A 26,125-nucleotide genomic window follows, 5' to 3' on the forward strand; every position below is an offset into this window, starting at 1 on the left:
CAAGGCCGACCGGAACTGACCTTCGTCATTCCGGTCGAAATTCTTCTAGATCTAGAAGCGCCGGTCGATGAGATGCTTGGCCTGGGCGCCGGCGTGATAGAAGGCGGATTTCAGGTTGCGCCAAGGGTCCGGCGTGATCGGGGTCTCGGCGAGCGGGATCGCCGAGCTGTCGCCCGTGACATGGCGGGCGAGGGCGCGGCCGAAGACGGTGCCGGGGGCGATGCCGCGGCCGTTGTAGCCGCTGATGGAAACTACGTTCGGCGCGAGCACATGCATGACCGGCAGATTGTTGGTGGTCATGCCGATTCGGCCGTCCCACCAATATTCGAAGCGAAAATCGCCGATAAAGGGAAAAAGCTTGCGGACCGAGCGTGCGGCAAAGGCGCGGTGCGTGCCGGCGGCCATCGCGTCGAGGCGGCCGATCGACCCGAAGATCAGCCGGTTCTGCTGGTCCATGCGGAATGAGGTCATGACGAGGCCCGTGTCCCAGGCGCCTTGGCGCTCGGGGAGAATTCGGCCGGCGACATGGTCCGGCAGCGGATTGGTCGCGAACTGAAAATAGGGAAGGACCGTGAGTTCCTGCGTCTGCGTCCTCCACGGTGCACCGTCGATGAGCGCTCCATAGGCCTCGGTGGCGACGATGACATGCCGGGCCGTAAGCGTGCCTCGGCCGGCCGTCAGCTTCCAGGCGTCGCCGCGACGCTCGGCGGCAACGAGTGGCGTCTCCGTGAAGATCTGGGCCCCTGCGGCCAGTGCCGCGCGTGCCAGGCCACGCGCATAGGCGAGCGGCTGGATCGTGCCGGCCCGCCGGTCGAGCAGTGCGCCGGCAAAGCCTTCAGCACCGGAAAGTGCCTGTGCCTTCTCGGCCGAAAGGACCTCCACGGGCGCGCCGCGCTTTTTCCATTGCGCCTCGCGCTCCTGGATGTCCTTCACGCCATCGGCTCCAACGGCCATATGCAGCGTCCCATTGCGCACCGCTTCGCACTGGATGCCATGCCGGGCGACAAGGTCATAGACGAGCGAGGGGCCATCGCCGAGCTCGTTGAGCAAGCGACCCCCGGCCTGCGCGCCGAGCGTGGCAATGAGATCATCGGGTTTCACCCACATGCCGGCATTGACCAAGCCGACATTGCGGCCCGAGCCGCCGAAGCCGATCATGCGCGCCTCGATTACCACGGCATTTGCGCCCATTTCTGCCAGATGCAGGGCGGCCGAAAGGCCGGTGAAGCCGCCGCCGATGATCGCCACATCGCTCGTCAGGTCACCGTCGAGCGGACCGGTTTCGGGAGCGGCTAGAGCCGTTGCGTGCCAGAGATTGGGAAGAGGGCGCTCCGTCGCCATTCGCGGACCTTCCTTTGCGGTGATTGAGGGTTCCTTGCCTTTGATAGAACCATCGAAGCAAAGTTTTTCATGACAATGTATCATGAGGTCATGAAGGGCCGACAATGGCGGGCGCAGCGCAAGAAGTCGGGCAAGCGCTCTCCCGCGGCTTCGTCTAACTCAGGCTGTAGGCGACTTATTGATAGGGTTCCGATTGATAGGGGTCCGATTGATAAGGGTCCGACATATCCGCCGAAATCGGCGCCCCAGGCTCGTCGACGAACTCGACGGTGACACCGGTGCTCACCATCTTGCCAAGCTCGGTCGCGTCCCAATTGGTGAGCCGGATGCAGCCGTGGCTCTGGGTCTTGCCGATCTTCGACGGATCCGGCGTCCCGTGAATGCCATAGGTCGGCCGCGACAGCGCGATCCAGACGGTGCCCACCGGCCCGTTCGGCCCCGGCTGCAATTGCAGGATCCTGTCGTTCGCGCCCTGCTGGAAATTGATCTTCGGATTGTAGGTGTAACCCGGATTGAAGGCGATCCGCTCGACCGAAACCGTGCCGGACGGCGAGGGCGTATCGGCCGAACCGATGGTCGCTGGGTAGGCGGCAACAAGCTTGCCCGCCTCGTCATAGGCAAGCACCTGCTTGCGGCCCTTGTCGGCGATGATCCGCGTTACCTTGCCCGCTTTGTTCGAGCCGGGGTTTATGACCTTGATCGTGGTGCCCGGAATGGAGAAATCGACGCCCGGATTGAGTTCGCGCAGATAACCCTCGTCCATGTGGAATTTCTCGCCGAGCATCTCGGCGGTGGACGTGAATGAAAGATGCGGAAGCTGAGCCTTGTGGGCATAGTCTTCAGGGATCGAGGCAACGTAGGGGCCGGCCGCATCGGCAGGTGTGATCGTGTAGGTCGTGATCGGTAGGCCGCCGTTGAAGCGCAGCCGTTCGAGAATGTCCTCGGTATTGTTGGGGTCGAGTTTCTCGCCGGTCGCCTGCTGCCAAGCCTCAAGCGCCTTGGTGACGTTCGAGCCCATCTTGCCGTCGATCACGCCCGGCGAGAAGCCTTCGCGGTCGAGGAAAACCTGAAGGGCGGTAATTTCGGCACGCGACTTGCCCTTCATCTCGATCGCCGGCGGCATCGGCTGGCTCAGCGGATCCTGGTATTGCGGATCATAGGCTGCCTGCTCGCCCTCGGAGAGGGAGGGGAGGCTGTTCGGAAGCTCTTCGCGCTCCACCGGGGCAGGCGTAGCGTCGCGATAATCCGGCACGGTGCCGGTGAACTCGCCCGGCTCGGAATAGCCGTAGCCGCGGTCGCGGCGATTGGAATAGCCGTCGTCCCCGTATTCGCGGCGCCGCACGCCGTAGCCGTCATTCGGCACGACCGTGGCGACGATATTGCCCCAAGGGTCCACGAGCACCGTGCGGCCGCGGCGATCGCGCACCGCGCGAACTTCGTCCGGTCCGGGCATATAGTCGAGAATGTCGCCCTCGGGCGTGACCAGCATCACATCGCCGTCTCCCCCATAGCCTCCGTAGCCGTCCTGGGCGCGGGCGGGCACGAGCTCCACGGCCAGAAGGCCGAGTGCGGCAAAAAGCGAAAGGCCGGTGCGGGTCGCTGACACGAGAGAACCTGTTTTCATGGTGGTTGCTTTGCGGCGGTACATACCGATTCCGACGTTAATGTGAAAAAAATGAATTCATCATGAACGATCCCTTAAATTCTTGTTAAGCGAGCCTTCCCGCCGTTGCAACAGCCGCTGCTTCCGAAAGACGCCGCTTGCTGTTCGACCGCCTTGAATTCATAACGTTTTTCCTCTCGGATGGTTCAATTTGACGGATCGGCGCACAAGGGGAGGGCGCGGCGCTATCATGCCCTCGCCATCCTGATTCTGGGGGCGGGGTCGGAGACGAGAATGCACACCAACTTCAGCGCCGATAGCGGCGTCGACGGCCATCTTCTGTTTGACCGCTCCTCGGCGCTCGACATCGCTGCCTTCGTCACCGCCGGCATCGACCTGTCGCCGGGCGACGCGATCCCCTCCGACGGCGACCCGCGGATCGAACGTGCACTTTCAGGCTTTCTTTTCACCTGCGGTCCCGATCACATACGCCATCCGGAGCCGATCGAGGGGCGTGGCGACCGTGTGCGCTATCCCTTGCATGGGTCGCTCGCCGGCACGCCGGTCAGTCGAACGGAAATGTCTCCCGATGGGTTGCGCTGCTCGGCGGTCACGGAAGTCGACCTCGCCTGCGGCGGCAGGGCGGCGATCGAGCGGGTTTGGCAAGTCGATGGGAATGGGCAGGGCGTGATGCTCGAGGACCGCGTCGTCAATATAGGCGCTTCCGCCTTCGCGCCGATGATGATGTACCATATGAACATCGCCGGCCGGTTGCTTGGAGATGAGACCCGGATCGCAAGCGCCTCGGTGGAGGGCGGCTCCCTGGGCTGGTGGTTCGACGAAGGGGAGAGCGCACATTTCTGTCGAACTGCGGTAGCCGGCGACGACCGATGGGCGGAGGTTTCGCTGTCTGCGCTGCCAGGGCTTCAAGGACGCGGCCTCCATGTGCGGTTCCTGACCACCACGCTGCCTTTCCTGCAGATGTGGCGCTGCCAACGCGGCAGGGCGAATGTCATCAGCATCGAGCCGGCATCGCACCGTATTGCCAAGCGTGTCGATCTCTCGGCAGGCGGCGAACTCGATCTGATCGCGCCCGGTCAGTCGCGCGATTATGCGCTCTCCTTCCGGGTGGGCTGAACGTGCTTGGCGATTGACGCCGCCGGGCGCGGAGCCTACACAAAGGCGAGAATACTCGTGAGGAAACGACGTCATGGACATTCGCCAGATCAACGATGAATACTCGGTCTCCGGCCAGATCGCGGTCGAAGACCTCGATCAGATCAAGGCGCTCGGCTTCAAGTCCATCGTCTGCCACCGTCCGGATTTCGAGGCTCCCGACCAGCCGACCTTCGACGCGATCGCCGCGCGCGCCCAGGAGCTCGGCTTGGACATTGCTCATATCCCGGTCGGTCCGATGGGCGTGACGGCCGACGCGGTGACCCGCATGGTCGACGCGCTTGACGAATTTCAGCGCCCGATGCTCGGCTATTGCCGTTCCGGCGCTCGCTCGACGGCTGTCTACCAGCAGACGCAGCACATTCGCAGCTGAGACGGCGTGTCCGCCGCCGATCGATCGCTCCGCGTTATGCCGCAAAGGAATAGCGGAGCCCGTGCAGCCCGAACCGCCGCATTTTGTTGTTGGCCGTCGGCATTGGTGCTATAATTCATTTGTTCGATCGAGGGTGCCGGCAACCCTCAAAATGATCGATCGCTTGGAGCGCGCTTGGCCCAAACAAGCGCGCTTTCGCGTTTCTGACGCCGTTGTTGCCCCCGTCGTATGGTTGTTTGGTGCTCGCAGTCCCTTCGAGAGCGCGTAGAGCGTCTCAAGGGGCAGACCTGCAGCGCGTTGAACTGCTGACCTTAGATCGGCCTCGACGTAAGGAAACATGCAGTAGAGAGGAGATCGGCCATGGATCCCTTCAACAGTTTTCGAGACTACCCCATCCTTCCCGGCCACGTCGCGATCCTTGAAGGCGTTCTCACCAGGGCGCTGGAGGAACGCAACCTATCGATCGGCAGCGAGGAGGCCGACCAACTCGCCAGGAGGATTGTCAAGCTCTATCAGAGCGGCATCAGAGAGCCGGGCCAGATGTGGGAGATGATCCGGACAATCTAAGGAGCGACGAGCTTGCCTTCGGCGAGCCACGGCGCATCCGCGCCGAGACGCTCTGCGGAGTTCCGGCTTTGACCGTTTGCTCCCCCCTCAGCCATTGCGAATTTCGCTCAGCGTGCGCGTCGGCGTGATCGCCTCCGGGTCGAGCTTGATCTCGATGATCGTCGGTTTGCCGCTGGCGCGCGCCCTGAGGAAGGCATCGGCGAATTCTTCGGTGCGCTCGACTGTCTCGCCATGGCCGCCATAGGCGCGGGCAAGTGCGGCAAAATCCGGATTCGTCAGGTCCGTGGCGCTGACACGGCCGGGATAATCCCGCTCCTGATGCATGCGGATCGTGCCATAGATCCCGTTGTTGATGACAAGCACGATGATCGGCAGGCCGTAGCGGATCGCTGTGGCGAATTCCTGGCCATGCATCAGGAAGCAGCCGTCACCCGCAAAGCAGATGACCTCGCGGTCGCGATGGATGTGTTTTGCTGCCACCGCCGCCGGCAGGCCGTAGCCCATCGAGCCGGAGGCCGGCGCGGCCTGAGTGCCGTAGCGGCGGAAGCGGTGGAAGCGATGCAGCCAGGTGGCGTAGTTGCCGGCGCCGTTGGTGAAGATCGTGTCCGGCGCCGTATTCGCCTCGATCCAGTTCATGATCGGGCCCATCTGCACGTCGCCCGGTCCCGTTTCCGGTGGTGTCGACCATTTGAGATAGGTCTCGTGCATGGCGGCCGTGCGTTGCGCCCAGGCCGGCGTGCCGGCGGGTTCGACCTCGGCGAGGGCGGCGACGAAATCGCGGGGACTCGCGGCGATGGCGAGATCCGGCCGATAGACGCGGCCGAGTTCCGACGGATCGGGATGAACATGCACCAGCGTCTGCTTCGGATAGGGCACGTCGACGAGGGTGTAGGAGGAGGAGGGCATTTCCGAGAGGCGGCCGCCCAGAAGCAGGATGAGGTCGGCCTCCTTGATTTCCTTCGCCAAGGCCGGATTGACGCCGATTCCGACGTCGCCCGCATACATCGGGTTGAGGTGATCGAAGAGCATCTGACGGCGGAAGGAGCAGCCGACGGGTAGATGCCAGCGTTCGGCGAACTGCTGGAAATCGGCAACGCTTTCGGCCGACCAGCGGGTGCCGCCGAGAATAGCGATCGGCCGCTTCGCGTCCGCGAGGAGCGCGGAAAACCGGGCGATCTGGCTGGATCCCGGATGGCTCTCGACCGGCTGGTAGGCGCGTGCGGCAGGGGCTTCGGCGCTCTCGGTCAGCATGTCTTCGGGCAGCGTCAACACCACCGGCCCGGGCCGGCCGGAGGTCGCGACGGCAAAGGCGCGCGTCACGAATTCCGGTATGCGCGCCGGGTCGTCGATCTCGCCCACCCATTTTGCGACCTCCGTCAGGGCGCGGCGATACTCGATCTCCTGGAAGGCCTCGCGTTCGCGGGCGTCGCGCTGCACCTGGCCGATGAAGAGGATCATCGGGATCGAATCTTGGCGGGCGACATGGAGCCCGGCCGAGGCATTGGTCGCGCCGGGGCCGCGCGTGACCATGCAGATGCCCGGTTCGCCGGTCAGCCGGCCCCATGTGTCCGCCATCATCGCCGCACCGCCTTCCTGGCGGCAGACGACGACGTCGATGTCGGTGTCGTAGAGCGCATCCAACACGGCCAGATAGCTTTCGCCCGGCACGCAGGAGATGCGTCTCACACCGTTTGCGACCAGCGCCTCGACCACCAGTTGCCCACCCGTTTTCATGTCAGCACCTCCCAATGCGTTTCTTTCATTCCGAGTTCAGATCGCCGGCGCGCCACCATCAACGTCGGACCGGACGATCTATGTCACATTCGTTCGATTGCGCGGCTTTCCGCGCCGACGGCTTCCAGGCACCAGCGGACGAAGTCTTCCGTCGCGGTCTCGCGGCCGATTTCGTTGAGCGTCTCGTGGCGCATCCCCTGGTAGATCGTGACCGTCACATCTGTCATGCCGCGCGCCTTCATGCGTCGGCCGAGCCAGCCGATGGCGTCGCCGTTCATGGTTGAAGGATCGGCGCTACCACCGACCAGATGGACCGGCAGCTTCGCGGGCAAACGGGCAAGCCGGTCGGACCGCGCGCCGGCAAAGGCAAGTTCGAAAACGTCGATCCAGAGCGACACGCTGGCATCAAAGCCGCAAAGCGGATCGGCGACATATTTGGAAACTTCATCCTGGTCGCGCGACAGCCAGTCGAAATCCGTCTTCCGGTCGGCAATGGCCTTGCTCCACGCACCGAAGGTGAGCTTCGACAGCAGCGGGCTTGGAACGTCCGAGCCCTTCAGCATCCGCTCGATCGCAAGGATCGCCAGGGCGCCTCGGCCGGCGAGACCAGGGCGGAAGTTGGAATTCCAGACGGCCAGAGCGTCATAGAGTTCTGGGTCGCTCTCGGCGGCGTTGAGGGCGATCAGTCCGCCCATCGAATGGCCGAAAAGTACTATCGGCAGGCCGGGATGATTGGTAACGGCCATCTCGCGCATGTGGCGCAGATCAGCGATCACCTTTTCGAAGCCGCCGCGCTGGGAGAATAGACCAAGCTGCGCATCCGGCGCGCGGCTCTCGCCGTGGCCGCGATGGTCGTATGCATAGACATGGAATCCATGCCTGGCCATGGTTTCGGCAAAGCGGGCGTAGCGGCCGGAATGTTCGGCCAGCCCGTGGCTGATCAGCAGGATGCCCTCCGCTGCATCGCAAGCCGGCCAGTGGCGCCAGCCGAGCGTCGCGCCTGTCGGGCTCTGAAGCGTCCTTAGTTGCCCGAACATGTGCCTCACTCCCATACAAATCGCCAGGCCTGAATGCGCTCGCCAAGTTGAGGCAGCCCTTGCTCATTGACAGGGCGGGAGACTCCAGTGCGCCGAACACTCCGCGAGATATCAAATCGATTTGGCTGGCAAAGGCAATCGCTGCTTGTTGCTTCTTGCATGAGATCAGAACGAATTCGGAGAGATATATTGGGGGTTGCAAGTTTCCCGCTTTTGTTGATATTTTGTTCTTGTTTTGTTTTGCTGGAGGCCAATATGGCAGTGCGGGCTATGATACAGGTGGTGAGAGTTGCAGTGCTTGCTCTGGGTTTGGGGCTGTCGTCCCTCGCCGCAGCGGAGGAGGCGCCGGGTGAAGAGGCGAAGACGGCGCCGGCAATCGGGACGACGCAATATGTGCTGGCGGTCAGCTGGCAGCCGGGCTTTTGCGAGACGCGGCCGACGCGCAAGGAATGCGTCGACCAGACGTCCGAGCGGTTCGATGCCACGCATTTTTCGCTTCACGGCCTTTGGCCTTTGAAGAAGAGCTATTGCGGCGTGGAGGCGGAGCTGAAGGCGCAAGACCGCAAGGGCGATTGGCTCGACCTGCCGAAGCTCGCCATGGCGGACGAGACCGCAGCGCGTCTGCTCGTCGCCATGCCGGGAGTAAAGTCCGGCCTCGACCGGCACCAATGGCTGCGCAGCGGCACCTGCCAGACCGAGAATGCGGAAGCATATTTCTCGCTGCAGTTGCGTCTTCTCGACCAGCTGAACGGATCGGCAGTGAGAGCCCTCTTTGCCGACAAGATCGGTTCGGAGATCGGCGAGCTGCAGATCAAAGCGGCCTTCGACCAGAGTTTCGGGGCGGGGGCTGGCGACCGGGTACGCATGCGCTGCCAGACCGTCGACGGCCGCAGCGTGATCACCGGACTGACCATCGGACTTTCCGGTGATCTCTCTGACAGGGCGGACCTTGGAAGCCTGATGAAAGCGGCCGGGCCGACCGAGTTCAAATGCGCCAAGGGGATCGCCGACGCAGCCGGACGAGGCTGAGCGGAAGGCCTCATCGCAACGAAGGAACGGCGCGGGGCAGGCCTTTGGCGATTGCCCCGCCACCATAATTCGCCTACATAGCGGGCAAATTTTCCTTCCGATGCGGAGCATCCCTTTATGGCACGTCAGTTCATCTATCACATGGCCGGGCTCAACAAGGCCTATGGCAACAAGAAGGTCCTGGAGAACATCCATCTGTCGTTCTACCCGGACGCCAAGATCGGCATTCTCGGCCCCAACGGCGCCGGTAAGTCGACCGTTCTCAGGATCATGGCCGGGCTCGACCACGAATATACCGGCGAGGCCTGGGTCGCCGAGGGCGCGACGGTCGGCTATCTGCCGCAGGAGCCTCAACTCGATGCGCAGAAGAACGTGCTAGAGAACGTCATGGAAGGGGTGGCTGCGAAGAAGGCGATCATCGACCGCTACAACGAACTGATGATGAACTATTCCGACGAGACGGCGGAAGAGGGCGCGAAGCTCCAGGACATCATCGACAGCCAGAACCTCTGGGACCTCGACAGCCAGGTTGAGATGGCAATGGACGCGCTGCGTTGCCCGCCGGGCGACGCCGAGGTCACCAACCTGTCGGGCGGTGAGAAGCGCCGCGTCGCGCTCTGCAAGCTGCTGCTGGCGCAGCCGGACCTGTTGCTGCTCGACGAACCGACGAACCATCTCGACGCCGAGACGATCGCCTGGCTCGAAAAGCACCTGCGCGAATATCCGGGCGCCGTGCTGATGATCACGCACGATCGCTACTTCCTCGATAACGTCACCGGTTGGATTCTCGAGCTCGATCGCGGCCGCGGCATTCCTTATGAGGGCAACTATTCCGCCTATCTGCAGGCAAAATCCAAGCGCATGACTCAGGAAGGCCGTGAAGAGGCGACCCGCCAGAAGGCCATCAGCCGCGAGCAGGAGTGGATCGCCTCAAGCCCCAAGGCCCGGCAGGCCAAGTCCAAGGCGCGTATCCGCGCCTATGACGAGCTGGTCAAGGCAGCGGCCGACCGGCGTCCGGGCGACGCCCAGATCATTATTCCGGTCGGCGAACGGCTCGGCCAGGTGGTCATCGAAGCGGAGAATATTTCCAAGGGGTATGACGACCAGCTGCTGATCGAAGGGCTGAGCTTCAAGCTGCCACCGGGCGGTATCGTCGGCGTCATCGGCCCGAACGGCGCCGGCAAGACGACGCTCTTCCGGATGATCACCGGCCAAGAGCAGCCCGAAGAGGGCGCGTTCCGCATCGGCGAGAGCGTGCAGCTCGGCTATGTCGACCAGAGCCGCGATGCCCTCGACGGCAACAAGACGGTATGGGAGGAAATCTCCGGCGGCAACGACATCATCAAGCTCGGCAAGCACGAGGTGAATTCGCGGGCCTATTGCTCGTCCTTCAACTTCAAGGGCGGTGACCAGCAGCAGAAGGTCGGCACGCTCTCGGGCGGTCAGCGCAACCGGGTGCATCTCGCCAAGATGCTGAAGGCCGGCGGCAACGTCATCCTGCTCGACGAGCCGACCAACGACCTCGACACCGAAACGCTGGCGGCACTCGAGGATGCGCTCGAAAACTTCGCCGGCTGCGCGGTCATCATCAGCCACGACCGTATGTTCCTCGACCGCCTGGCGACCCACATCCTGTCCTTCGAGGGTGATAGCCATGTCGAGTGGTTCGAAGGCAACTTCGAGGACTACGAGAAGGATAAAATCCGCCGCCTCGGCCCGGACTCGGTCAACCCGAAGCGGGTAACCTACAAGCGCCTGACCCGGTAACCAGCCTTCGCGGCGACGCCGAGCTAGAACCGGCGGGTGCGCGTGAGGCGGTGTTCACGGCTCAGGCTGGGCACGCCGCCGAACGGGTTAGGGGGCAACGCACCTGCGTGGGTCCGAGGTTCATGTCAGGCAGCCGCCATGATCTCGAAGGCGGCCGCATCCGTCAGAAAATTTGTGCGGGCGGATCGCAAGGTCCGCCCGCTTCCATGTCTTTCCACGCCATCTCCTTGCCTTTCCGCGCAAATCTCGCTTGCGCGACGCCCGTAAATTACATAAACATATCTTTATGTGTTGATGAGGGTCGGCAATGGCAACCGTTGGATCACTTGGCTTGGATGCGTTGGTCGACGTCTTGAAGGCGGCGGGCGAGCCGACGCGCATGCGTCTTCTGGCGCTCCTTGCGGCCGGCGACCTCACCGTTACCGATCTTACCGAAATTCTCGGTCAGTCGCAGCCACGCATTTCCCGGCATCTGAAGCTGCTTGCCGAAGTGGCCCTGATCGATCGCTACCAGGAAGGCGCCTGGGCCTATTTCCGTCTGCGGCAGGAGGGTGGACGCGTTGCGCTCGTTCGTGAACTTCTTGCCGCAGCGGCACTGGACGATGCGATCCTTGCCAGGGATTCGACGCGTCTTGCGACCTTGAAGAAGGCGCGCGCCGAGAAGGCCCAGGCCTATTTCAGCCGCAATGCGGCCGAGTGGGACGAACTCAGGCGCCTGCATGTCAGTGAAGGCGATGTCGAGACGGCCCTGAAGACGATGGTCGGCGACGAGCCGGTCGACAGCCTGCTCGATCTTGGCACCGGCACAGGGCGCATCCTGCAGCTCTTCGAGGGGCTCTACCGGCGCGGCATCGGCGTCGACGCCAGCCGCGACATGCTGGCGGTGGCGCGTTCCAATCTCGACAGGGCCGGCATCACCAAGGCTTCGATCCGCCACGGCGACATTTTCAACCTGCCGCTCGATGGCCAGTCCTTCGATCTCGTGACGATCCATCAGGTGCTGCACTTCCTGGAGGACCCGGAGGCGGCGATTGCCGAGGCGGCGCGCATGCTCATGCCGGGAGGGCGGCTCGTCATCATCGATTTCGCTCCGCACGGTCTCGAATATCTGCGCAATGAGCATGCTCACGCCCGTCTGGGGTTTGCGCGCCAGACGATGACCGACTGGCTGGAGAAGGCGGGCCTGATGCTCGAGAAGACGACAGACCTTGCCCCGGAAGGCGGGGAGGAGGGAAAACTGACGGTTACGATATGGCTGGCGCGCGACCAGCGGGTGGCCGACGTGGCCGATTTGCCGCGCCAGCGCCTGCATGCAGGGGGAGTTTGAGAATGAACGCACGGACGCTTTATCCCGCGGAGCGCGGCAATCTCAGACTATCTTTCGAGTACTTCCCGCCGAAAAACGAAGAGATGGAAGTCCAGCTCTTCCAGACGGTGGCGGATCTCTCGATCTTTGCGCCGGCATTTCAGACCGTGACCTATGGCGCCGGCGGTTCGACCAAGGCGCGTTCGCTGACGACCGTCAAGCGCATGATCGGGGAGATGGGTCTGCAGAACACGGCAGCGCACCTCACCTGCGTCGGCGCGCCGAAGACCGAGGTCGATGCGGTGATCGACGAGTTCGTCGCCTGCGGTGTCCGGCATTTCGTGGCACTGAGGGGCGACCCCCAGGGGGGCATCGGAAGTGCCTACCAGCCCTTCGCAGGCGGCTATGAAAGCTCGGCGGCGCTCGTGAAGGCGCTCCGTGCCCGTGGCGATTTCGAGATTTCCGTCTCCGCCTATCCGGAAAAGCACCCGGAGAGCTCGGATGTCGCGGCGGATATCGACATGCTGAAGCGCAAGGTCGACAGCGGCGCCACCCGCGCGATCACGCAGTTCTTCTTCGACAATGACGATTTCGAGCGTTACCTCGAGCGGGTGCGCCGCGCCGGCGTGCATATCCCGGTCGTGCCGGGCATCCTGCCGATCAACAACCTCACGCAGGTTATACGGTTTGCCGGGCTTTGCGGTTCAAAGGTGCCCGAGGCGATCATCTCGCGGCTCGCTCATCTCGACGACCAGCCGGAGGAGCGCTTCAAGGAGGCAAGCCATATCGCTGCCGAACAGATCGTCGATCTCGCACGCCGGGGAGTTCGCGACTTCCACATCTACACGATGAACCGCTCGCCGCTTATCGCCGCTGTCTGCGATCTGGTCGGCTATGCGCGCCGACCGGCCAAGCGCGCCACAGTATCCTCCTACCGGGCGGTTGCCACGGCATAGGCCCGAAGCGAAGATCCAAGCAAAAGCCCATGAACGGAACTTCGTTCATGGGCTCATCTGTAATCGCAGCTCAAGACCGGGTGCTCTAAGAGCGGCCTGCCTTATCCCTTCTGCTGCAAATTGGACTTCCGAAAGTTACAGTCCCCTTCGGCTTGGACCTTCAGCGGCCTTTCATCAGACAAAAAGCATCACGGCCACGAATGCGAACGCTGCACTGATCATGAGGACATTCAACGAATGTGTCAGTCCCATAGGATCCTCCCTGCGTTGACGGGTAAAACATAGGGCCAAAAGGCGGCGCTTGAAAGCAAATCTTGTGCTGCACTGCGAAATCCGCCTCGCCCGCTTCGAATGTTCGCAGCCCTAAGCGCATGAATCATTTGCAGAATTCGCCCTGCCACATTTTACTCACAATTGCTGCCGTGAGGTTAATATAAACGTCTGTAACGGTCTGTGAAGGTCCCAAAGCCGTACCGTGCAGCTCTTTTGATTCCCCCTCAGGTCGATGCGCGCGGCCGCAGAATGCGCCCATCAAGGACTGCGAGGCCCGCTGCGATCAGGGCCATGCCGGCAACATCCGCCGCCTGCAGCGTCTCGCCGAGGAAAAGATAGCCGAGGAGAATGGCGCTTGGCGGTACCAGAAGCGTAACCAGCGACGTGTTGGTGGCGCCGGCTTCCGCCATGATGCGGAAGAACAGAATATAGGCATAAGCGGTGGAGACGAGCGCCAGACCGAGGATCGCAAGCACGGCGGAGAGGGGCGGCAGTGGCAAGGTCCAGGGCATGTCCGCGAAGGCCGCTACCGGCAGCATGACGATCGTCGATGCCGTCAGTTGCCCGGCAGCCGTCACTGGCGGTGCGAGACTGCGAAAACGCTTGCCGTAGGTGGCGGAGCAACCATAACTCACGGCCGCCAGAACCGGCAGGACGAGCGCCCAGAGCGGCACGTCGCCCGCCGCGCCGAAGAGCCCGGCGAGTGCGCTCGGACCGATGAGCACGACCGTGCCGGCGAGCCCGAGCAGGCAGCCGCTGATCTTGGCGGTCGTCAGTTTCTCATCTTCGGTTGCGATATTGGCAATGAGCACCGTCCAGACCGGCGTCGTCGCGTTCAGGATGGCAGCAAGCCCGGCGCCGATATGCGTCTGGCCGAGAAAGATGAAAGCATGCGGAATGGCGTTGTTGATGAGGCCCATGACCAGGAACTCCCGCCAACGCCTAACGAGGGCCGGGTAAAGACCGTGGTTACCGCGCAAGTAAACATGCAGGGCGATCGCGGCGAGGCTCAGGCGCAAAAACACGAGCGTGAAGGGCGGGACATGGGCAACCGCGACGCGGGCGAAAAAGAAAGAACCGCCCCAAATCAGACCGAGCAGCGCCAGCAGCAGCCAAAGGCGTAAGGTCATGTGCGTGGTGGCGGTTCTGGCGGATGAAAGCATGTCGGCCCTGCTGCAATCGAAGCCGGATTGGATTCGCGGTGCGTATCCAATCCAGCAATTTGCGATTGTGCAAGCGTTAATGCGAAGAAGCGGGCGTTGCCACCCGCTTCTTGCAATATCGACCTGCTTCCGAAATTCACGTCAGAGCGCCTGGAGTAGATCCGGCGTCGCCCAACCGTCGGCCGGCAGGCCGAGCTTCAACTGCTCCTTCTGCAACGCGGTGCGTGTGCCGGAGCCGAGAATACCGTCGATCTTGCCGACGTTGTGGCCGAGCGCCTGCAGCTTGGTCTGCAAGGCCCTCATTTCCGCGTCGCCAAGCCCCGGCTCCGGATTGCCGACCTGATAGGGCGGTGCACCGGCGAGGCGGGTCGCGAAGTAGGCGGCCGACGTCGTATAGATGAACGACTGGTTCCATTCGAGATAGATCTTGAAGTTCGGATAGGTCAGGAAGGCAGCGCCCTTGCGTCCCTGCGGCAGGACCAGCGCTGCTTCGAGCGCGCTGTGGGACGTGTTGCCGTCGCGTGGCGCGACTCCGAGAGCGAACCAGTCGCCAGCCGTCATGCCTGGCTGCAGCCCCGTCTTTTCCCAAGGCAACTGATCCGGTAAGCTGACTTCCTGGATCCAGGGCTGCCCCGCCGTGAAGCCAAGGCTCTGGATGAACTTCGCCGCCGTGAGGATTGCGTCCGGGGCGCTCTTCTTCAGATTGACATGGCCGTCGCCATCCCCATCGACGCCGTAGGCGATGATGTCCTCCGGCAGCATCTGTACCTGGCCGATCTCGCCGGCCCAGGCGCCTGTGGTCGTCGCCGGGTCCAGATCGCCGTGCTGTACCATTTCGATGGCGGCAATGAGCTGCGGCCGGAACATTTCCGGCCGGCGGCAGTCATGCGCCAGCGTCGCCAAGGCGTTGCGGGTGTTGAAATCGCCCTGAACGGCACCGAAGTCCGTTTCCATGGCCCAGAAAGCGGTGATCACCGGCGCCGGCACGCCGAACTCACTTTCGGCGCGGGCGAAGACGTCGGCATATTCCTTCATCTTCTGGGCACCGATGTCGAGCCGCGCCTTGCTGACGGTGCGCTTCGAGAATTCCGTGAAGGTCTGCTTGAAGACACCTTGGGCACGGTCGCGGCTCAGCACCTTCTGGTCAACTGCAACACCGGCGAGCGCCCGGTCCGCGGCGTCCGCTGGGATGCCCTTGCCAACCGCCTCGGCCCTGACACCCTCCAGGAAGGTCGCGAGATCGCCACCACAGGGAACCGGCGGGGTCTGCGGCTGAGCTTGCGTCTGCGCCAGAACGGAGGTGCTGGAGAGTGCGAACAGGCCGAGGGTGAGGAGGGCGCTGCGGGCCTTGTCGATCATCATAAGTCCTTTCGATGGCCCGGACGGCATGGCGTAGTCATCGGGCTTGCGATATGTCGCAGGTCAATATGCCGGTGCTTTCTCAGAGCATTATGACCGAATGAAGAAATCGGTCCGCCGCGCTTCGATACGCAAGGCGTATCCCGCCTATTGCGAAACGGCTGCCACCCATTTCTTCCAATTTTTGGCGGAGCCCGCGAAGGCGTTGATGTCCGTATGGCCTTCGATGCCCGGTATTACGCCCGTGCTTGTGTATTGCCAGAAGGCCCAACGCCGGTCGACGTAAATGTCCTTGGGATGCTTGGCGACGGAACGCACCCAGAAGTGATAGTCGTTGAAGGCGCCGACGAGATTGTCGCGGTGGAAGTCGACGGAGGTGTAGATGATCGGCCGCTTGCCGTAATGCGCTTCCAGGCGATCCATGAACCGCTTCATTTCGAAGCGCACGGTCTCCGGCGACGGGCGGTAACGGCAGGTCTTCGATTCGCCGTTCCACTCGACGTCGAGAACCGGCGGCAGATGGACGGCGCTCTTCGGCACATTGGCGATGAACCAGTCGGCCTGTGCGTCCGCACTCGAGCAGAAATAGTAGAAATGGTAGGGGGCGTAGGCGATCCCGGCGGCGCGAGCCCGCGGCCAATATTCCGGGAAGCGCGAATCGACCCGGTCCTTGCCTTCGGTGGCCTTGATGAAGGCAAAGGAGACGCCGGAGCTCTTGACTTTCATCCAGTCGATGTCGCCGTTCCATTTGGAAACGTCGACGCCGTGGATGCTGTGGTTGTGCGGCGTGCGACCGCCGAAATCCTGCGGATCGGTGTCCTGGAAGCGCGGCGGTATGGAAGCCGTCCGCACGAGGTCATAGTCGGTCGACGTGCAGGCGGAGAGAATGGTGGCGAGGGGCAGCAATGCCAGGAGAAGCCGGCGCATGGGGGTTCCGTTACGAGACGAACGACGATCCTGCCTCACGCGATGGTTTCCATAACGGTGATGTCCCCCAGAGAGGCTTGACCTCCTTTTCACCATATCATCGTAAAAATTGCGTTAGCTCAAGCGTCAATTGCATCGCTGGAGCGACCGCTTTCAAGCGCCTGTGGATGACGGCACCCGCTCTGCGGCCGGGCGGCGGTACACGGCGATCCATGCGTAGCCCCTGCCGATCGACTTGAGCTCGAGCACGGCGCTGTCCCGCTCGGCCTTGGCGCGCATGACGTCGAAGAGCGATTCGCGCGGCGTGACGTGAAAGCGCTCGAGCCAGGCCTGCAGGATGCGACGGAAGCCGCCGGGCCATCCCTCCTGCTGCCCGAAGTCGGCGATATGCAGCGAGCCGCCCGGGTTGAGCGCTTCGACCGCGGCGTCGATCGCTTCCTGCCAGTCGGGGATCATCGACAGCGCATAGGAGATGACGACGCGGTCAAAGCCCTTTTCACCGAAGGAGGCGGCGGTGAAGTTCGTAGCGTCGGCGATGCGCAGGTTTACATCCGCTCGGCCCTGGCGCCGCAACTTCGCCTTTGCGGTTGCGAGCATCTCGGCGGAGATGTCGAGACCGAAGAGGCGGGCCTCGGGATAAAGGTCCCCGATCATCGCCAGGTTGCGCCCCGTGCCGCAGCCCACCTCCAGCACCGAACTGTCTCGCGCTGCGCCCAATTCGCGGATCAGCGTATCGCGCCCGAAGAGATAGTATTTCCTGGTAAAGTCGTAGATGTAGCGCTGGTAGCGATACATCCGATCCATGAGCCGGGCGTGGCTGTTGCCGGCGGACTGCGCGGCACTCATGCTTTCTTCCGGTAGACGTGGAAACCGCCATAGATGGCCGACCGGTCCTTGGCGCCGAGCCTCGATGAGGTTTCGGCGTCGTAGTGCCACTGGTCGAGCAGTGCGGCGGAAAGACGGCCAGGCAGAATGCTCTCCTCGGCCGCCGTGCGGAAGATCACCACGGCGTCCGGCGCGGCGGTGCGGGTGATTTCACTCCAGAGGTCGTTCAATTGCCGATCATTCATCCAGTCCTGTGCGTCGAGGAGCACGTAGCGGTCAACCGAAGACGCCCGCTTGCGGCCCAGCAAATCCGTGAAGCTCTCGTGGTGGACCGCGACGCGATCGGCGCCGTTGCAGATCGCCTCGTAGCTCGATTCCTGCAGATAAGGCGGCAACTCGCCCTCGTGCGGAAGCGGGTAACGCCGGCCGAAAGCCTGCCAGGCGAAGTAGTTTTCGCGCAGCGGAAAATGGCATGTGAGCTTCTCGAGGCGATGGCGCAGCACCGCGGCGAGCGACTTCTCATCGCTGAGGCTGGCGAGCTCGTCGAATTGCTGCGGTGGGATGCCCAGCCCGAACAGCGAACTCTTGCGGCCGGTGATCCAGCGGATAATGGGGCGGTCGAAGAGTGGCGCGAGCTTGTCGTCAAAAAACTGCCGCTGCTCGCGCATCGAACGGGCCTGGACGAAGTCCGCCGGGTTGACGCCGTGGAGCCGCGCCAGAAGATGGCTGGCGGCGATGAAGCGGCCGAGAAGGCCAGTCCGATAGATATTGCGGCCGAAGACGCCGATCCGGCGGCGGCCCGTCAGGTCACGGCCGTTCCAATAGGTGCGCGAGACTGGGTCGAGCTTCGGAGCAAGGAAGAGATCGAAGGCCTGGGCATTCGAGCGCGTACCGGTGCTGCCCAGGAACCGCACGACATCCTTGTGGCTCGGCAGGTGACGGAACACGGCGAGCTTCAGCCGGTTCAAGGCAATGTGGTGCGGGTTGAGGTCGACAACGTCAATGCGCGCCGGTCCGGCGGAGAGATAGGTCAGCATGTTGCAGCCGCCGGAACCGATCGTCACGATATGGTGGCCGCGCCCAATCTGCATCGCTTCCATGTCGACGACCGGATCTTCCCAGATCTGCGGGTAGACAAGCCCAGAAAAGAGCAGCCCGAACAGGCGCTCCGATAGCCCGGCAAAGGACAGGGCCTTGTGCTGGAGGAGCGCGCTCTTCAGCTTCGCATTCTTTCCGCCAAAACCGGCATCGGGGGCGAGTTCCGTCATTTGTCTGCCATCCAGTTGAAACTGAGGCGCTTCTAGTGTGACTCGACTACACTTTGATGACGGGATTCCCACAGGCCTGGCGCGTTCCGCCACGAGACCACGCAGCGAATGAGAGGCGGGGAACAGGCCATCGTCCACAGGCAAGCCTAAGCGCGGAAGAGGCTTTTCCTTTCTCGCGAAACCTGTTTTCCTGTCGTCGGCAGGAGGCGGTCTATGAAGGGTGTTTTGCGGAAAACCGGTGCATTGGCCGCGGCCGTAGTGGCGGCGGTCGCCGGCTGGTTGGCCTTCTTTCCACCGGAACTGCTCAAGGTCGGTGACGGCTATGCCGCCAAGATCGTTTGTTCCAATGTTTTCCTGGCGGGGCGCGACCCGCAGGCGGTCCTCGCCGGGGACGTACAGGCACCCGGTCACCCGCTGCTCAAGTTCGTCGGCGTGTCGGTCGATCGCGATCAGCAATCGGTGACGGCACGCATCTTCGGTTTCGCCGCCCCCGTTCGGGCCGTCCATCGTCCGGGATTTGGCTGCACCGTAACGGCAGGCGGAGCCATGCAGGCGCTGGCCGCGCCGGCAGGTGAGAACGCGGTCGGCGGCGCGGCGACCGCTCCACAGAGCCCCGACATCAACTGGCCCGAGGGAAGCAGGGCGGAGATCCATCCGGCATTCCAGAAACTCGTGGATGACTCCGAACTGGCCGGTCCTGGCCTGCGGGCGGTCGCCGTCATCAAGGACGGGCGCCTGATAGCGGAGGCCTATGGCCGCGGTATCGACCGCGATACGCCTCTGCTAGGCTGGTCGATGGCGAAATCGGTCACTGCGGCACTCGTGGGACTGCGGATTGCCGACGGGCGCATGGATCTGGAAAAGGCGAATCTCATTCCAGAATGGAGTGGCGACGAAAGAGCGCGGATCAAGCTTGCCGATCTCCTGGGGATGCAGAGCGGGCTCGCCTTCAACGAGGACTATGGCGACGTCACCGACGTGACGCGGATGCTCTTTCTCGAAAGCGACATGGCCGGGTTCGCAGCATCGAAGCGGCTTGAAGCCGCACCTGGCTCCGGGTTCAACTATTCGACGGGCACGACGAACCTTTTGTCACGCCTGTGGATGCAGACTTTCGGCGGCTCCGCTGCGGCGCTAGCCTATCCTCGGCAGGCGCTGTTCGGTCCGCTCGGCATGACCAGCGCGGTGATGGAGACGGACGCGAGCGGCACCTTCGTCGGTTCCTCGTACATGTATGCCACGGCGCAGGACTGGGCGCGCTTTGCGCAGTTTCTGCTGGACGATGGCCGTTGGAAGGGCAGGGCGCTTCTGCCGGAGGGATTTGTGCGCTTCATGCGATCTCCGACTGCGGCTTCGGGCGGCGACTATGGCTCAGGCCAGGTCTGGCTCACCGAGAACGGGATCCGCGCCGGGACGGGCAATTTCCCGTCCGATACGTTCTGGATGCTCGGGCATGACGGGCAATCGATCATGCTCGTTCCTTCGCTCCGCCTTGCCGTCGTCCGGCTTGGGCTCACGCCGGGAGGCAGCGGCTACGATGTGCAGAAGCTGCATACCGCGGTGATCGCGGCGCTCGATTGAGCGGCGCACAGATCAGGAACGTTGCGGGTTTTAAAGGGCGAGTCCGCCCTACCGCATATCCAGCATGTCGAGCATGCCCTTGCGCTTGGCGTGGTAATAATAGCCGCTGGCATAGAGCTTCACGGCGCCATCGTGCTGGTTGTCGGCGACCATCCAGGCACCACGCAGATACTTGGTCGCGTATTTGAGGTTGGTCTCCGCATCGAAGAGGCCCTCCGGCGATCCGTCGTAGCCGAGGCCCCGAGCGGTGTTGTACCTGATCTGCATCAGGCCGTAATTGCCCCTGCTGTAGGCGTGCGGATTGTAGTTGCTCTCGCGCTTGACGACCCGATGCACGAGTTCGAGGGGAAGGCCGTTGAGCTCGGCATAGTACTTGATCAGCCGGTCGAGCTCCGGCTTGGAACTGGTCGGGGATTTCGTCAGCTTCAGCGAATTGGGAATGACGCTTGCGACCGCGCCCACCGCCGAGCCGATGACGCCGGTCCTGGGCCGCTCCGTCGGAACGATCATGCGCTTGGCCACCAGCGTTTCAAGGCCGACCGGTTCGCCGGTGTCGAAATCCGATTCCCACAGGGCGGCAATCCCGAGGGAGGGGGCAGCGGGCGACCCGGCGCTTTCAGCGGCGGGTGAAGCTGCGGCCGGTGAGAGATTGGCTGAGGCGGGCGTCGCCATGGCCACTTCGAAGGCCTGACCGGGCTTGGCCGTGGGCACCGCAACAGTTTGGGGGGCCGCGAAGGCGAGCGTCGCATCCGTTGCCGGCACGGTTTCCGTTTGGGCCGCGGTGACTGCGGCCGTAACGGCGTCCGCCGGCCCGGCGGTGGCTGAGGCCGTCTGCGTGCTCAGCGCCGCCGAGGCGGGCGACGCGGCGCCGATCGGTGCCGGCAGCGCGTAAGCCGTCATCTCCGTTCCGGGTTTAGGGATGGGCGTGACGGTTTGCACGGCGGTCAGTTCTTCGAGCGACGTGCGCTCGACCGTGGAGCACCCCGAAGCAAGTGCCGATGTCAGTGCGATGGCCGTAAATGCCTGTTTCGAAAGGGAAATACGGATCTTCGCCATGCGGTCACTTTCGTGCTTCTGGGCCCCGTAGCCCCATGCAAATCAGCGGTTGCCACCCGCTGCGCTTGAATCTCCATTAACCCATGCCGCCGGTTGCGGCAAGCGCGGGGCGAATTTCACGCCGTCACGCGTTTCAGGCCGAGCGACAGGAGCCCCGCGCCGATGAGCAGCGTGCCACCGGTGCGGTTCACGATCCGCCGGACATTCGGCCTGCGAATCGTGCTTCCCGCGGCAGCGGCAAGCGATGCGTAGAGCATGGCGTTCGTTGCCGCGAGGACGAGGAATGTCGTCTCGAAGATCACCATCTGAGAAAGAAGCGGCCGCGACAGATCCAAGAACTGCGGTAGGAAGGCGACGAAGAAGATGATGCTTTTCGGATTGAGCGCGGTGACGGCATAGGCGTGCAGGAATATCCGCAGCGGCCGCTCCGCCGCGGGCGGTTCATTGTGACTATCATTCTCACCGCTCCCGGCAACCGGGGCTTTCCAGAGGTTGATACCGAGCCAGACGAGATAGGCGGCGCCAATCCATTTCAGGACCGTGAAAATAGTGGCCGAGGCGGCCAGCAGCGCGCCCAGGCCCAGCATGGACGCAGTCATCGCCGTGAAATCGCCAAGTGCCACGCCAGCAACGGTTGCGCCCGCTGCCTTGCGCCCGTGGCTGACCGCGTAGGAGATGACGATGAGAATCGTCGGGCCGGGGATGGCGAGCAGCACGGCCGAGGCCGCGACGAATGCAAACCAGTGTTCGAAAGACATGAAACAGCTCCGCGTTTGAACAGCTTCCAGCCGAGAGATCGGGAGGGAGCCATGTAAACGCGAAGCCGTCAACTGCTAGTTGGCCTCTACAACGAGCGGCAGATCAGTCCGCGGTCTGCCACTTCTGGCCGATCGCCCCCATGACCTCGCCGAACCACTTGGCGGAGGTGTCGAAGTGCTTGCCGCCCTTGATACGGGGGAACTCGATGGTGCGCAGCTTGCCGCCCTGGTCTTCATCGTGGCCGGTGACGCCGGAGACCTTGTTGAGCGCGCTCTCGACCGCAAGGTCGACCATGCTCTGGATCAGCCGCAGGTCGTCGCCGTTCGCCGGCGCCGAGCGGGCGTAATAGCCGGACTTCTGCACCATGGAGCGCTCGGCGCCGAGCAGGGCGGCGAACTGCTTCGAGAACCAGTTGCCGACATTGATCGTATCGATCTTCACATGGCCGAAGGCGTCGCGCTTGACCGTCTCGCCGGCGGCCTCACGCTCCGCGACAATTGCGTCGAGGCAGGCACCTTCACTGACGAACAGGGTGACATAGCCATTCCGGTCCATGGTCTGGCGCAGGCGTTCTGCTTCGGCTTCGAGATCGAACTTCACCTCCGGCAGATAAAGGCCGTCGATGTTCTTCAACTGCGCATTCATCATGAAACCGTCGACATAGTCCTTGCCTGCGGCCATCTGAATGTAAGCGCGCGCTGTCGCTGCCGTCAGCCAGCCGCAGTGGCGGCCCATCACCTCGTGGACGACGAGCGTGCGCGGCGCGGCGCTCTGCTCATTGCTCACATTGTCGAAGAAGCGTGCGCCGTATTCGGCCGCCGTCCAGGCGCCGAGAGTCTGGCGGATCGGCACCACGTCATTGTCGACGGTCTTCGGCAGGCCCACAACGGTCAGGTCATAGCCATTCGCGCCGAGATAGGCGGCCAGGTCGGCGGCGGTCGTGTTGGTGTCGTCGCCGCCGATCGTGTGCAGGATTGTGATCCCATCGGCAGCCAATCTTTCGGCTGCGACGCGAAGCGGGTTTTCGCCATCCTTCACCAGGCCGCGCTTGACGCAGTCGGCCGTGTTGGTGAGCTTTACACGACTGTTGCCGATCGGCGAGCCGCCGTGGCGGTGAAGAACATGCGCCCGCTCGCGCATGTCTTTCGTGATCTCGATGCGGTCGGCGAGAAGCAGGCCCTGATAGCCGGAACGGTAGGCCACGAGTTCGTAGTCGGGGGCGATATCCGTATAGCGTTCGATGAGTCCGCCGACAGCGGATGAAAGACAGGGCGCGAGCCCGCCCGCCGTCAGCATTGCGACTTTCTTCTTGGCCATGTGTCCTCCTCGGATTTTCGGCATCAGGCGATCGTTTCAGGAGATCGGCCGCCTATTCAATTTGCGCAGGTCAAAGACCGCGGTTGGTCTAACGCAATTCCGATGGAAATAAAATGACAGGGCTGTGGATGTCTGAAAAGTGACTATCAGCCCAGCAAAATGCATGATCAGAGCAATTCACTTGAGATTTACGGCGAAGTGATTTATTGAGGGGCCATCACAATTCCGTCATCCGTGATGTTTGGCGCAGCCGGCCGCTTGCAATTTGCCACCACATCGGGCCATGCTCGGTCGTGGGACAGGGAACAATCGCACTTATGTCATTCTGGGACAGCCTCCTCAAGATCGTAACGGCCACCGGCAATGCGCTCGCCGGCGTGGTCGAGGCGGTCCGTACACTCTTCGAAGGGGATCCGGAGACCCGCCGCAAGGTGGCCTTTTCGGTGGCCATGATCGCCTTGTCGGCCAAGATGGCGAAGGCCGATGGCATAGTCAACGAAGCCGAAGTCGCGGCTTTCCGCGATATCTTCAAGTTCCCCGCGGACCAAGGGAAGAACGTCGCTCGGCTCTACAACCTCGCACGCCAGGACGTGGCAGGCTACGAGGCCTATGCGGAGAAGATGGCGTCGCTCTGCTCGTCCTGCGAACGCAACTGCCCAATTCTCGAGGACATCGTCGACGGGCTCTTCCATATCGCGAAGTCCGACGGTGCGGTGCACGACAAGGAACTCGCCTTTCTGATGCGCGTAGCGGATATCTTCAACATGGACGAGGCGCATTTCGAGCGCATCATGGCGCGCCATGTCCATGGCGACGACCGCGATCCCTATCAGGTTCTCGGTGTTTCGCCGAAGGATGATTTCTCCGATATTCGCAGGCGCTACCGGGTGCTCGTTTCCGAGAACCACCCCGACATGCTTGTCGCGCGGGGCGTGCCGGCGGAATTCCACGCGATCGCCAACGATCGCATGGCCGCGTTGAATGCAGCCTACGAGGCGATCGAGAGAGAACGCCGCGCCGCATGACCGCGAGGAACTGCGATTTTTCAGGCGCTCGTTTCGTACCGTCGCCCAACCACGGCGAGCGGGCCGACGGACGCCGGCCGGACATGATCCTGCTCCACTATACCGGAATGGAAACGGCGCTCTCGGCGCTCGATTGGCTTTGCCGCGAGGAAAGCCAGGTTTCCAGCCACTACTTCGTTCATGAGGACGGCCGCATCGATCAGCTCGTACCAGAGGAACGCCGCGCCTGGCACGCCGGCAAGAGCTTCTGGAAAGGCGAGGCCGACATCAATTCCTGTTCGATCGGCATTGAGATCGCCAATGCAGGCCACCCGGGAGGGCTACCGGGCTTCCCTGAAGCGCAGATCGAGGCGGTCGCCGAATTGTGTCGGGACTGTGGCGAGCGCTGGCAAATCGCCCCCGAAAGAGTGCTCGCGCACAGCGATGTCGCACCGATTCGCAAGGTCGATCCCGGAGAAAATTTTCCTTGGCATATGCTATATTGCCGCGGGGTCGGCCACTGGGTGGAACCGGCGCCTGTCGGCGGCGGCCGCTTTTTTCAGCGTGGCGATCACGGGCAGCCGGTCGGCGCGCTCCAGTCGATGCTCTCTCTCTACGGGTACAACATTGAAGTTACGGGAGATTTCTGCGAGAGGACGGAAGGCGTGGTGGCCGCGTTCCAGCGGCATTTCCGTCAATCGCGGGTAGACGGCATCGCCGACGTTTCTACCATTGATACGCTACACAGATTGCTTTCGGCACTGCCGAATTTCGGTACCTAGGCGGCTCTTTTCGCTCGCCCTTATTTAGCGCCCTCGAACCTTTGCTGCGCGATTTTTTTGCGTTTGCCACATGTTTACCATGATAGCCCCTTCATTTCCGGTGCATCAACGCAGGAGATGCGGCGTCTGGCGCCCATGCTCCTGTCAATAAAAACGATCAGGAAATCGGTCGTGACGGTGGGGTGCGCCGTACGACCAGTTCCCCAGACCGGAGACTTCAAACTACATGAGAATATCGTTTGCTGCTGCGGCGGCGGCATGCCTTGGCATGTCCATCGCCGGGATTGGTACGTCGTATGCAGGGGGTGTCGACAAGACCATCAAGACTTCGGCGTTACCGTCGGTGACTAGGACGACAGGCTATCCTGCTCCCCAATTCGACCTCACGCGCGGTTCCCAATTCACGATCCTCATCCAGTCCTACGCCAAGCAATACGGCGTCGCTGTCGATCTGGCTCATGCGATCGTCAAGGTCGAAAGCAATTTCGATGCGAGCGCCCGGGGCAGCGCGGGTGAAATCGGCCTCATGCAGATCAAGCCGGCCACGGCCCGGATGATGGGCTATTCCGGTACCGCCAAGGGCCTCTACGACCCGGCAACCAACATCAAGTTCGGCATGATGTATCTGGCGAAGGCTCAGGAGCTTTCCGACGGCACGACCTGCGGCACCATCCTCAAATACAATGCCGGCCATGGCGCCAAGCGGATGAATCCGGTGTCGAAGCGCTATTGCGGCAAGGTCCAGAGCATTCTCAATTGAAATCGAACCGAGCCGCTGCAAGTGGCGGCCGTCAAAATGATGCGTTCTGGAACTCCTGTGGGTTCGAGGACATGGCCGGATAGGTCTCGCGTTCCGGCATGAGTTGTTTTTGCAAGAGCTCGGTGTCATTGCCCGGGCGGCATGCTATTCCCGCAGCGAAGC

At 62.7% G+C, this 26,125-nt stretch carries 23 protein-coding genes; 11 read left to right on the forward strand and 12 right to left on the reverse strand.

From position 1 onward, the window contains the following. Positions 1-51: 51 nt before the first annotated feature. Both CO676_RS07690 and CO676_RS07695 read right to left on the reverse strand, forming a co-directional pair. Complete coding sequence (locus CO676_RS07690; RefSeq protein WP_097520144.1) at positions 52-1,341, reverse strand: FAD-binding oxidoreductase; 1,290 nt, start codon at positions 1,339-1,341, stop codon at positions 52-54. A 175-nt stretch (positions 1,342-1,516) separates the two neighbouring features. Further along, positions 1,517-2,989: a L,D-transpeptidase gene (locus tag CO676_RS07695; protein ID WP_097520146.1), complete on the reverse strand. Its 1,473-nt coding sequence runs from the start codon at positions 2,987-2,989 to the stop codon at positions 1,517-1,519. Positions 2,990-3,238: 249 nt separating this feature from the next. On the opposite strand from CO676_RS07695, the gene CO676_RS07700 reads away from it, so the two are divergent. The 3 genes from CO676_RS07700 to CO676_RS07710 all read left to right on the forward strand — a co-directional run bounded on the left by CO676_RS07700 (position 3,239) and on the right by CO676_RS07710 (position 5,060). Beyond that, entirely contained in the window at positions 3,239-4,081 is an 843-nt protein-coding gene (locus CO676_RS07700) for a DUF4432 family protein (protein ID WP_097520148.1), read from the forward strand. A 73-nt stretch (positions 4,082-4,154) separates the two neighbouring features. After that, a complete protein-coding gene (locus tag CO676_RS07705; RefSeq protein WP_014765194.1) occupies positions 4,155-4,493 on the forward strand; it encodes a TIGR01244 family sulfur transferase in 339 nt (112 codons plus the stop codon). Positions 4,494-4,853: 360 nt separating this feature from the next. After that, positions 4,854-5,060: a hypothetical protein gene (locus tag CO676_RS07710; RefSeq protein ID WP_097520150.1), complete on the forward strand. Its 207-nt coding sequence runs from the start codon at positions 4,854-4,856 to the stop codon at positions 5,058-5,060. Positions 5,061-5,147: 87 nt separating this feature from the next. Here CO676_RS07710 and CO676_RS07715 read toward each other — a convergent pair whose 3' ends face one another. Together CO676_RS07715 and CO676_RS07720 are read right to left on the reverse strand one after the other, a co-directional pair. Next, complete coding sequence (locus CO676_RS07715) at positions 5,148-6,794, reverse strand: thiamine pyrophosphate-binding protein (RefSeq protein ID WP_097520152.1); 1,647 nt, start codon at positions 6,792-6,794, stop codon at positions 5,148-5,150. 83 nt (positions 6,795-6,877) lie between these two features. After that, positions 6,878-7,831: an alpha/beta hydrolase gene (locus CO676_RS07720; protein ID WP_097520154.1), complete on the reverse strand. Its 954-nt coding sequence runs from the start codon at positions 7,829-7,831 to the stop codon at positions 6,878-6,880. Between the two features lie 255 nt (positions 7,832-8,086). Between CO676_RS07720 and CO676_RS07725 the strand changes: the two genes are divergently transcribed. From CO676_RS07725 to metF, 4 genes are all read left to right on the forward strand, one after another. Then, positions 8,087-8,860, forward strand: coding sequence for a ribonuclease (locus CO676_RS07725; protein ID WP_097520156.1), 774 nt, complete (start codon positions 8,087-8,089; stop codon positions 8,858-8,860). 117 nt (positions 8,861-8,977) lie between these two features. Beyond that, positions 8,978-10,627, forward strand: coding sequence for an energy-dependent translational throttle protein EttA (ettA, locus tag CO676_RS07730; RefSeq protein WP_014765189.1), 1,650 nt, complete (start codon positions 8,978-8,980; stop codon positions 10,625-10,627). Between the two features lie 307 nt (positions 10,628-10,934). Beyond that, positions 10,935-11,954 carry a metalloregulator ArsR/SmtB family transcription factor gene (locus tag CO676_RS07735; protein ID WP_014765188.1) on the forward strand — a complete coding sequence of 340 codons (1,020 nt, stop codon included), beginning with the start codon at positions 10,935-10,937 and terminating at the stop codon, positions 11,952-11,954. A gap of 2 nt (positions 11,955-11,956) precedes the next feature. After that, positions 11,957-12,889: a methylenetetrahydrofolate reductase [NAD(P)H] gene (metF, locus tag CO676_RS07740; protein WP_097520158.1), complete on the forward strand. Its 933-nt coding sequence runs from the start codon at positions 11,957-11,959 to the stop codon at positions 12,887-12,889. A gap of 497 nt (positions 12,890-13,386) precedes the next feature. Here metF and CO676_RS07745 read toward each other — a convergent pair whose 3' ends face one another. The 5 genes from CO676_RS07745 to CO676_RS07765 all read right to left on the reverse strand — a co-directional run bounded on the left by CO676_RS07745 (position 13,387) and on the right by CO676_RS07765 (position 18,704). Beyond that, positions 13,387-14,325, reverse strand: coding sequence for a DMT family transporter (locus tag CO676_RS07745; RefSeq protein WP_014765186.1), 939 nt, complete (start codon positions 14,323-14,325; stop codon positions 13,387-13,389). A 141-nt stretch (positions 14,326-14,466) separates the two neighbouring features. Continuing rightward, positions 14,467-15,684: a lytic murein transglycosylase gene (locus tag CO676_RS07750; RefSeq protein WP_097520357.1), complete on the reverse strand. Its 1,218-nt coding sequence runs from the start codon at positions 15,682-15,684 to the stop codon at positions 14,467-14,469. Positions 15,685-15,831: 147 nt separating this feature from the next. After that, positions 15,832-16,611 carry a GH25 family lysozyme gene (locus CO676_RS07755; RefSeq protein ID WP_097520160.1) on the reverse strand — a complete coding sequence of 260 codons (780 nt, stop codon included), beginning with the start codon at positions 16,609-16,611 and terminating at the stop codon, positions 15,832-15,834. A 153-nt stretch (positions 16,612-16,764) separates the two neighbouring features. Next, positions 16,765-17,457 (reverse strand): class I SAM-dependent methyltransferase, encoded by a 693-nt coding sequence (locus CO676_RS07760; protein WP_097520162.1) that lies wholly within the window; start codon positions 17,455-17,457, stop codon positions 16,765-16,767. Next, on the reverse strand, positions 17,454-18,704 hold the full coding sequence (locus tag CO676_RS07765) for a DUF3419 family protein (RefSeq protein ID WP_097520164.1): 1,251 nt from the start codon (positions 18,702-18,704) through the stop codon (positions 17,454-17,456). Before CO676_RS07765 ends, CO676_RS07760 begins: the two co-directional genes overlap by 4 nt. Positions 18,705-18,917: 213 nt before the next feature. Between CO676_RS07765 and CO676_RS07770 the strand changes: the two genes are divergently transcribed. Continuing rightward, positions 18,918-20,285 carry a serine hydrolase gene (locus CO676_RS07770; protein WP_097520166.1) on the forward strand — a complete coding sequence of 456 codons (1,368 nt, stop codon included), beginning with the start codon at positions 18,918-18,920 and terminating at the stop codon, positions 20,283-20,285. 48 nt (positions 20,286-20,333) lie between these two features. On the opposite strand, the gene CO676_RS07775 is transcribed toward CO676_RS07770, so the two are convergent. The 3 genes from CO676_RS07775 to CO676_RS07785 form a co-directional block, all read right to left on the reverse strand. After that, positions 20,334-21,341, reverse strand: coding sequence for a lytic transglycosylase domain-containing protein (locus tag CO676_RS07775; RefSeq protein ID WP_097520168.1), 1,008 nt, complete (start codon positions 21,339-21,341; stop codon positions 20,334-20,336). A 116-nt stretch (positions 21,342-21,457) separates the two neighbouring features. After that, positions 21,458-22,099: a LysE family translocator gene (locus CO676_RS07780; RefSeq protein WP_097520170.1), complete on the reverse strand. Its 642-nt coding sequence runs from the start codon at positions 22,097-22,099 to the stop codon at positions 21,458-21,460. A gap of 103 nt (positions 22,100-22,202) precedes the next feature. After that, entirely contained in the window at positions 22,203-23,417 is a 1,215-nt protein-coding gene (locus tag CO676_RS07785) for a pyrophosphate--fructose-6-phosphate 1-phosphotransferase (RefSeq protein ID WP_097520172.1), read from the reverse strand. Between the two features lie 317 nt (positions 23,418-23,734). Between CO676_RS07785 and CO676_RS07790 the strand changes: the two genes are divergently transcribed. The 3 genes from CO676_RS07790 (at position 23,735) to CO676_RS07800 (ending at position 25,963) form a co-directional block, all read left to right on the forward strand. After that, positions 23,735-24,442 carry a DnaJ family molecular chaperone gene (locus CO676_RS07790; RefSeq protein WP_014765177.1) on the forward strand — a complete coding sequence of 236 codons (708 nt, stop codon included), beginning with the start codon at positions 23,735-23,737 and terminating at the stop codon, positions 24,440-24,442. Further along, a complete protein-coding gene (locus CO676_RS07795) occupies positions 24,439-25,203 on the forward strand; it encodes an N-acetylmuramoyl-L-alanine amidase (RefSeq protein WP_097520174.1) in 765 nt (254 codons plus the stop codon). Before CO676_RS07790 ends, CO676_RS07795 begins: the two co-directional genes overlap by 4 nt. Before the next feature lie 226 nt (positions 25,204-25,429). Continuing rightward, the gene (locus CO676_RS07800) at positions 25,430-25,963 is read left to right on the forward strand and encodes a transglycosylase SLT domain-containing protein (protein WP_014765175.1); all 534 of its coding nucleotides are present in this window, start codon (positions 25,430-25,432) and stop codon (positions 25,961-25,963) included. Positions 25,964-26,125: the final 162 nt, after the last annotated feature.

The sequence above is a fragment of the Sinorhizobium sp. BJ1 genome, from assembly GCF_002531555.1.
Taxonomy (GTDB): Bacteria; Pseudomonadota; Alphaproteobacteria; order Rhizobiales; family Rhizobiaceae; genus Sinorhizobium; species Sinorhizobium fredii_B.

Coding starts and splice junctions, on each gene's coding strand:
- CO676_RS07690 (WP_097520144.1), bottom strand. CDS start 1,341: ATGGCGACGGAGCGCCCTCTTCCCAATCTCTGGCACGCAACGGCTCTA.
- CO676_RS07695 (WP_097520146.1), bottom strand. CDS start 2,989: ATGTACCGCCGCAAAGCAACCACCATGAAAACAGGTTCTCTCGTGTCA.
- CO676_RS07700 (WP_097520148.1), top strand. CDS start 3,239: ATGCACACCAACTTCAGCGCCGATAGCGGCGTCGACGGCCATCTTCTG.
- CO676_RS07705 (WP_014765194.1), top strand. CDS start 4,155: ATGGACATTCGCCAGATCAACGATGAATACTCGGTCTCCGGCCAGATC.
- CO676_RS07710 (WP_097520150.1), top strand. CDS start 4,854: ATGGATCCCTTCAACAGTTTTCGAGACTACCCCATCCTTCCCGGCCAC.
- CO676_RS07715 (WP_097520152.1), bottom strand. CDS start 6,794: ATGAAAACGGGTGGGCAACTGGTGGTCGAGGCGCTGGTCGCAAACGGT.
- CO676_RS07720 (WP_097520154.1), bottom strand. CDS start 7,831: ATGTTCGGGCAACTAAGGACGCTTCAGAGCCCGACAGGCGCGACGCTC.
- CO676_RS07725 (WP_097520156.1), top strand. CDS start 8,087: ATGGCAGTGCGGGCTATGATACAGGTGGTGAGAGTTGCAGTGCTTGCT.
- ettA (WP_014765189.1), top strand. CDS start 8,978: ATGGCACGTCAGTTCATCTATCACATGGCCGGGCTCAACAAGGCCTAT.
- CO676_RS07735 (WP_014765188.1), top strand. CDS start 10,935: ATGGCAACCGTTGGATCACTTGGCTTGGATGCGTTGGTCGACGTCTTG.
- metF (WP_097520158.1), top strand. CDS start 11,957: ATGAACGCACGGACGCTTTATCCCGCGGAGCGCGGCAATCTCAGACTA.
- CO676_RS07745 (WP_014765186.1), bottom strand. CDS start 14,325: ATGCTTTCATCCGCCAGAACCGCCACCACGCACATGACCTTACGCCTT.
- CO676_RS07750 (WP_097520357.1), bottom strand. CDS start 15,684: ATGATCGACAAGGCCCGCAGCGCCCTCCTCACCCTCGGCCTGTTCGCA.
- CO676_RS07755 (WP_097520160.1), bottom strand. CDS start 16,611: ATGCGCCGGCTTCTCCTGGCATTGCTGCCCCTCGCCACCATTCTCTCC.
- CO676_RS07760 (WP_097520162.1), bottom strand. CDS start 17,457: ATGAGTGCCGCGCAGTCCGCCGGCAACAGCCACGCCCGGCTCATGGAT.
- CO676_RS07765 (WP_097520164.1), bottom strand. CDS start 18,704: ATGACGGAACTCGCCCCCGATGCCGGTTTTGGCGGAAAGAATGCGAAG.
- CO676_RS07770 (WP_097520166.1), top strand. CDS start 18,918: ATGAAGGGTGTTTTGCGGAAAACCGGTGCATTGGCCGCGGCCGTAGTG.
- CO676_RS07775 (WP_097520168.1), bottom strand. CDS start 21,341: ATGGCGAAGATCCGTATTTCCCTTTCGAAACAGGCATTTACGGCCATC.
- CO676_RS07780 (WP_097520170.1), bottom strand. CDS start 22,099: ATGTCTTTCGAACACTGGTTTGCATTCGTCGCGGCCTCGGCCGTGCTG.
- CO676_RS07785 (WP_097520172.1), bottom strand. CDS start 23,417: ATGGCCAAGAAGAAAGTCGCAATGCTGACGGCGGGCGGGCTCGCGCCC.
- CO676_RS07790 (WP_014765177.1), top strand. CDS start 23,735: ATGTCATTCTGGGACAGCCTCCTCAAGATCGTAACGGCCACCGGCAAT.
- CO676_RS07795 (WP_097520174.1), top strand. CDS start 24,439: ATGACCGCGAGGAACTGCGATTTTTCAGGCGCTCGTTTCGTACCGTCG.
- CO676_RS07800 (WP_014765175.1), top strand. CDS start 25,430: ATGAGAATATCGTTTGCTGCTGCGGCGGCGGCATGCCTTGGCATGTCC.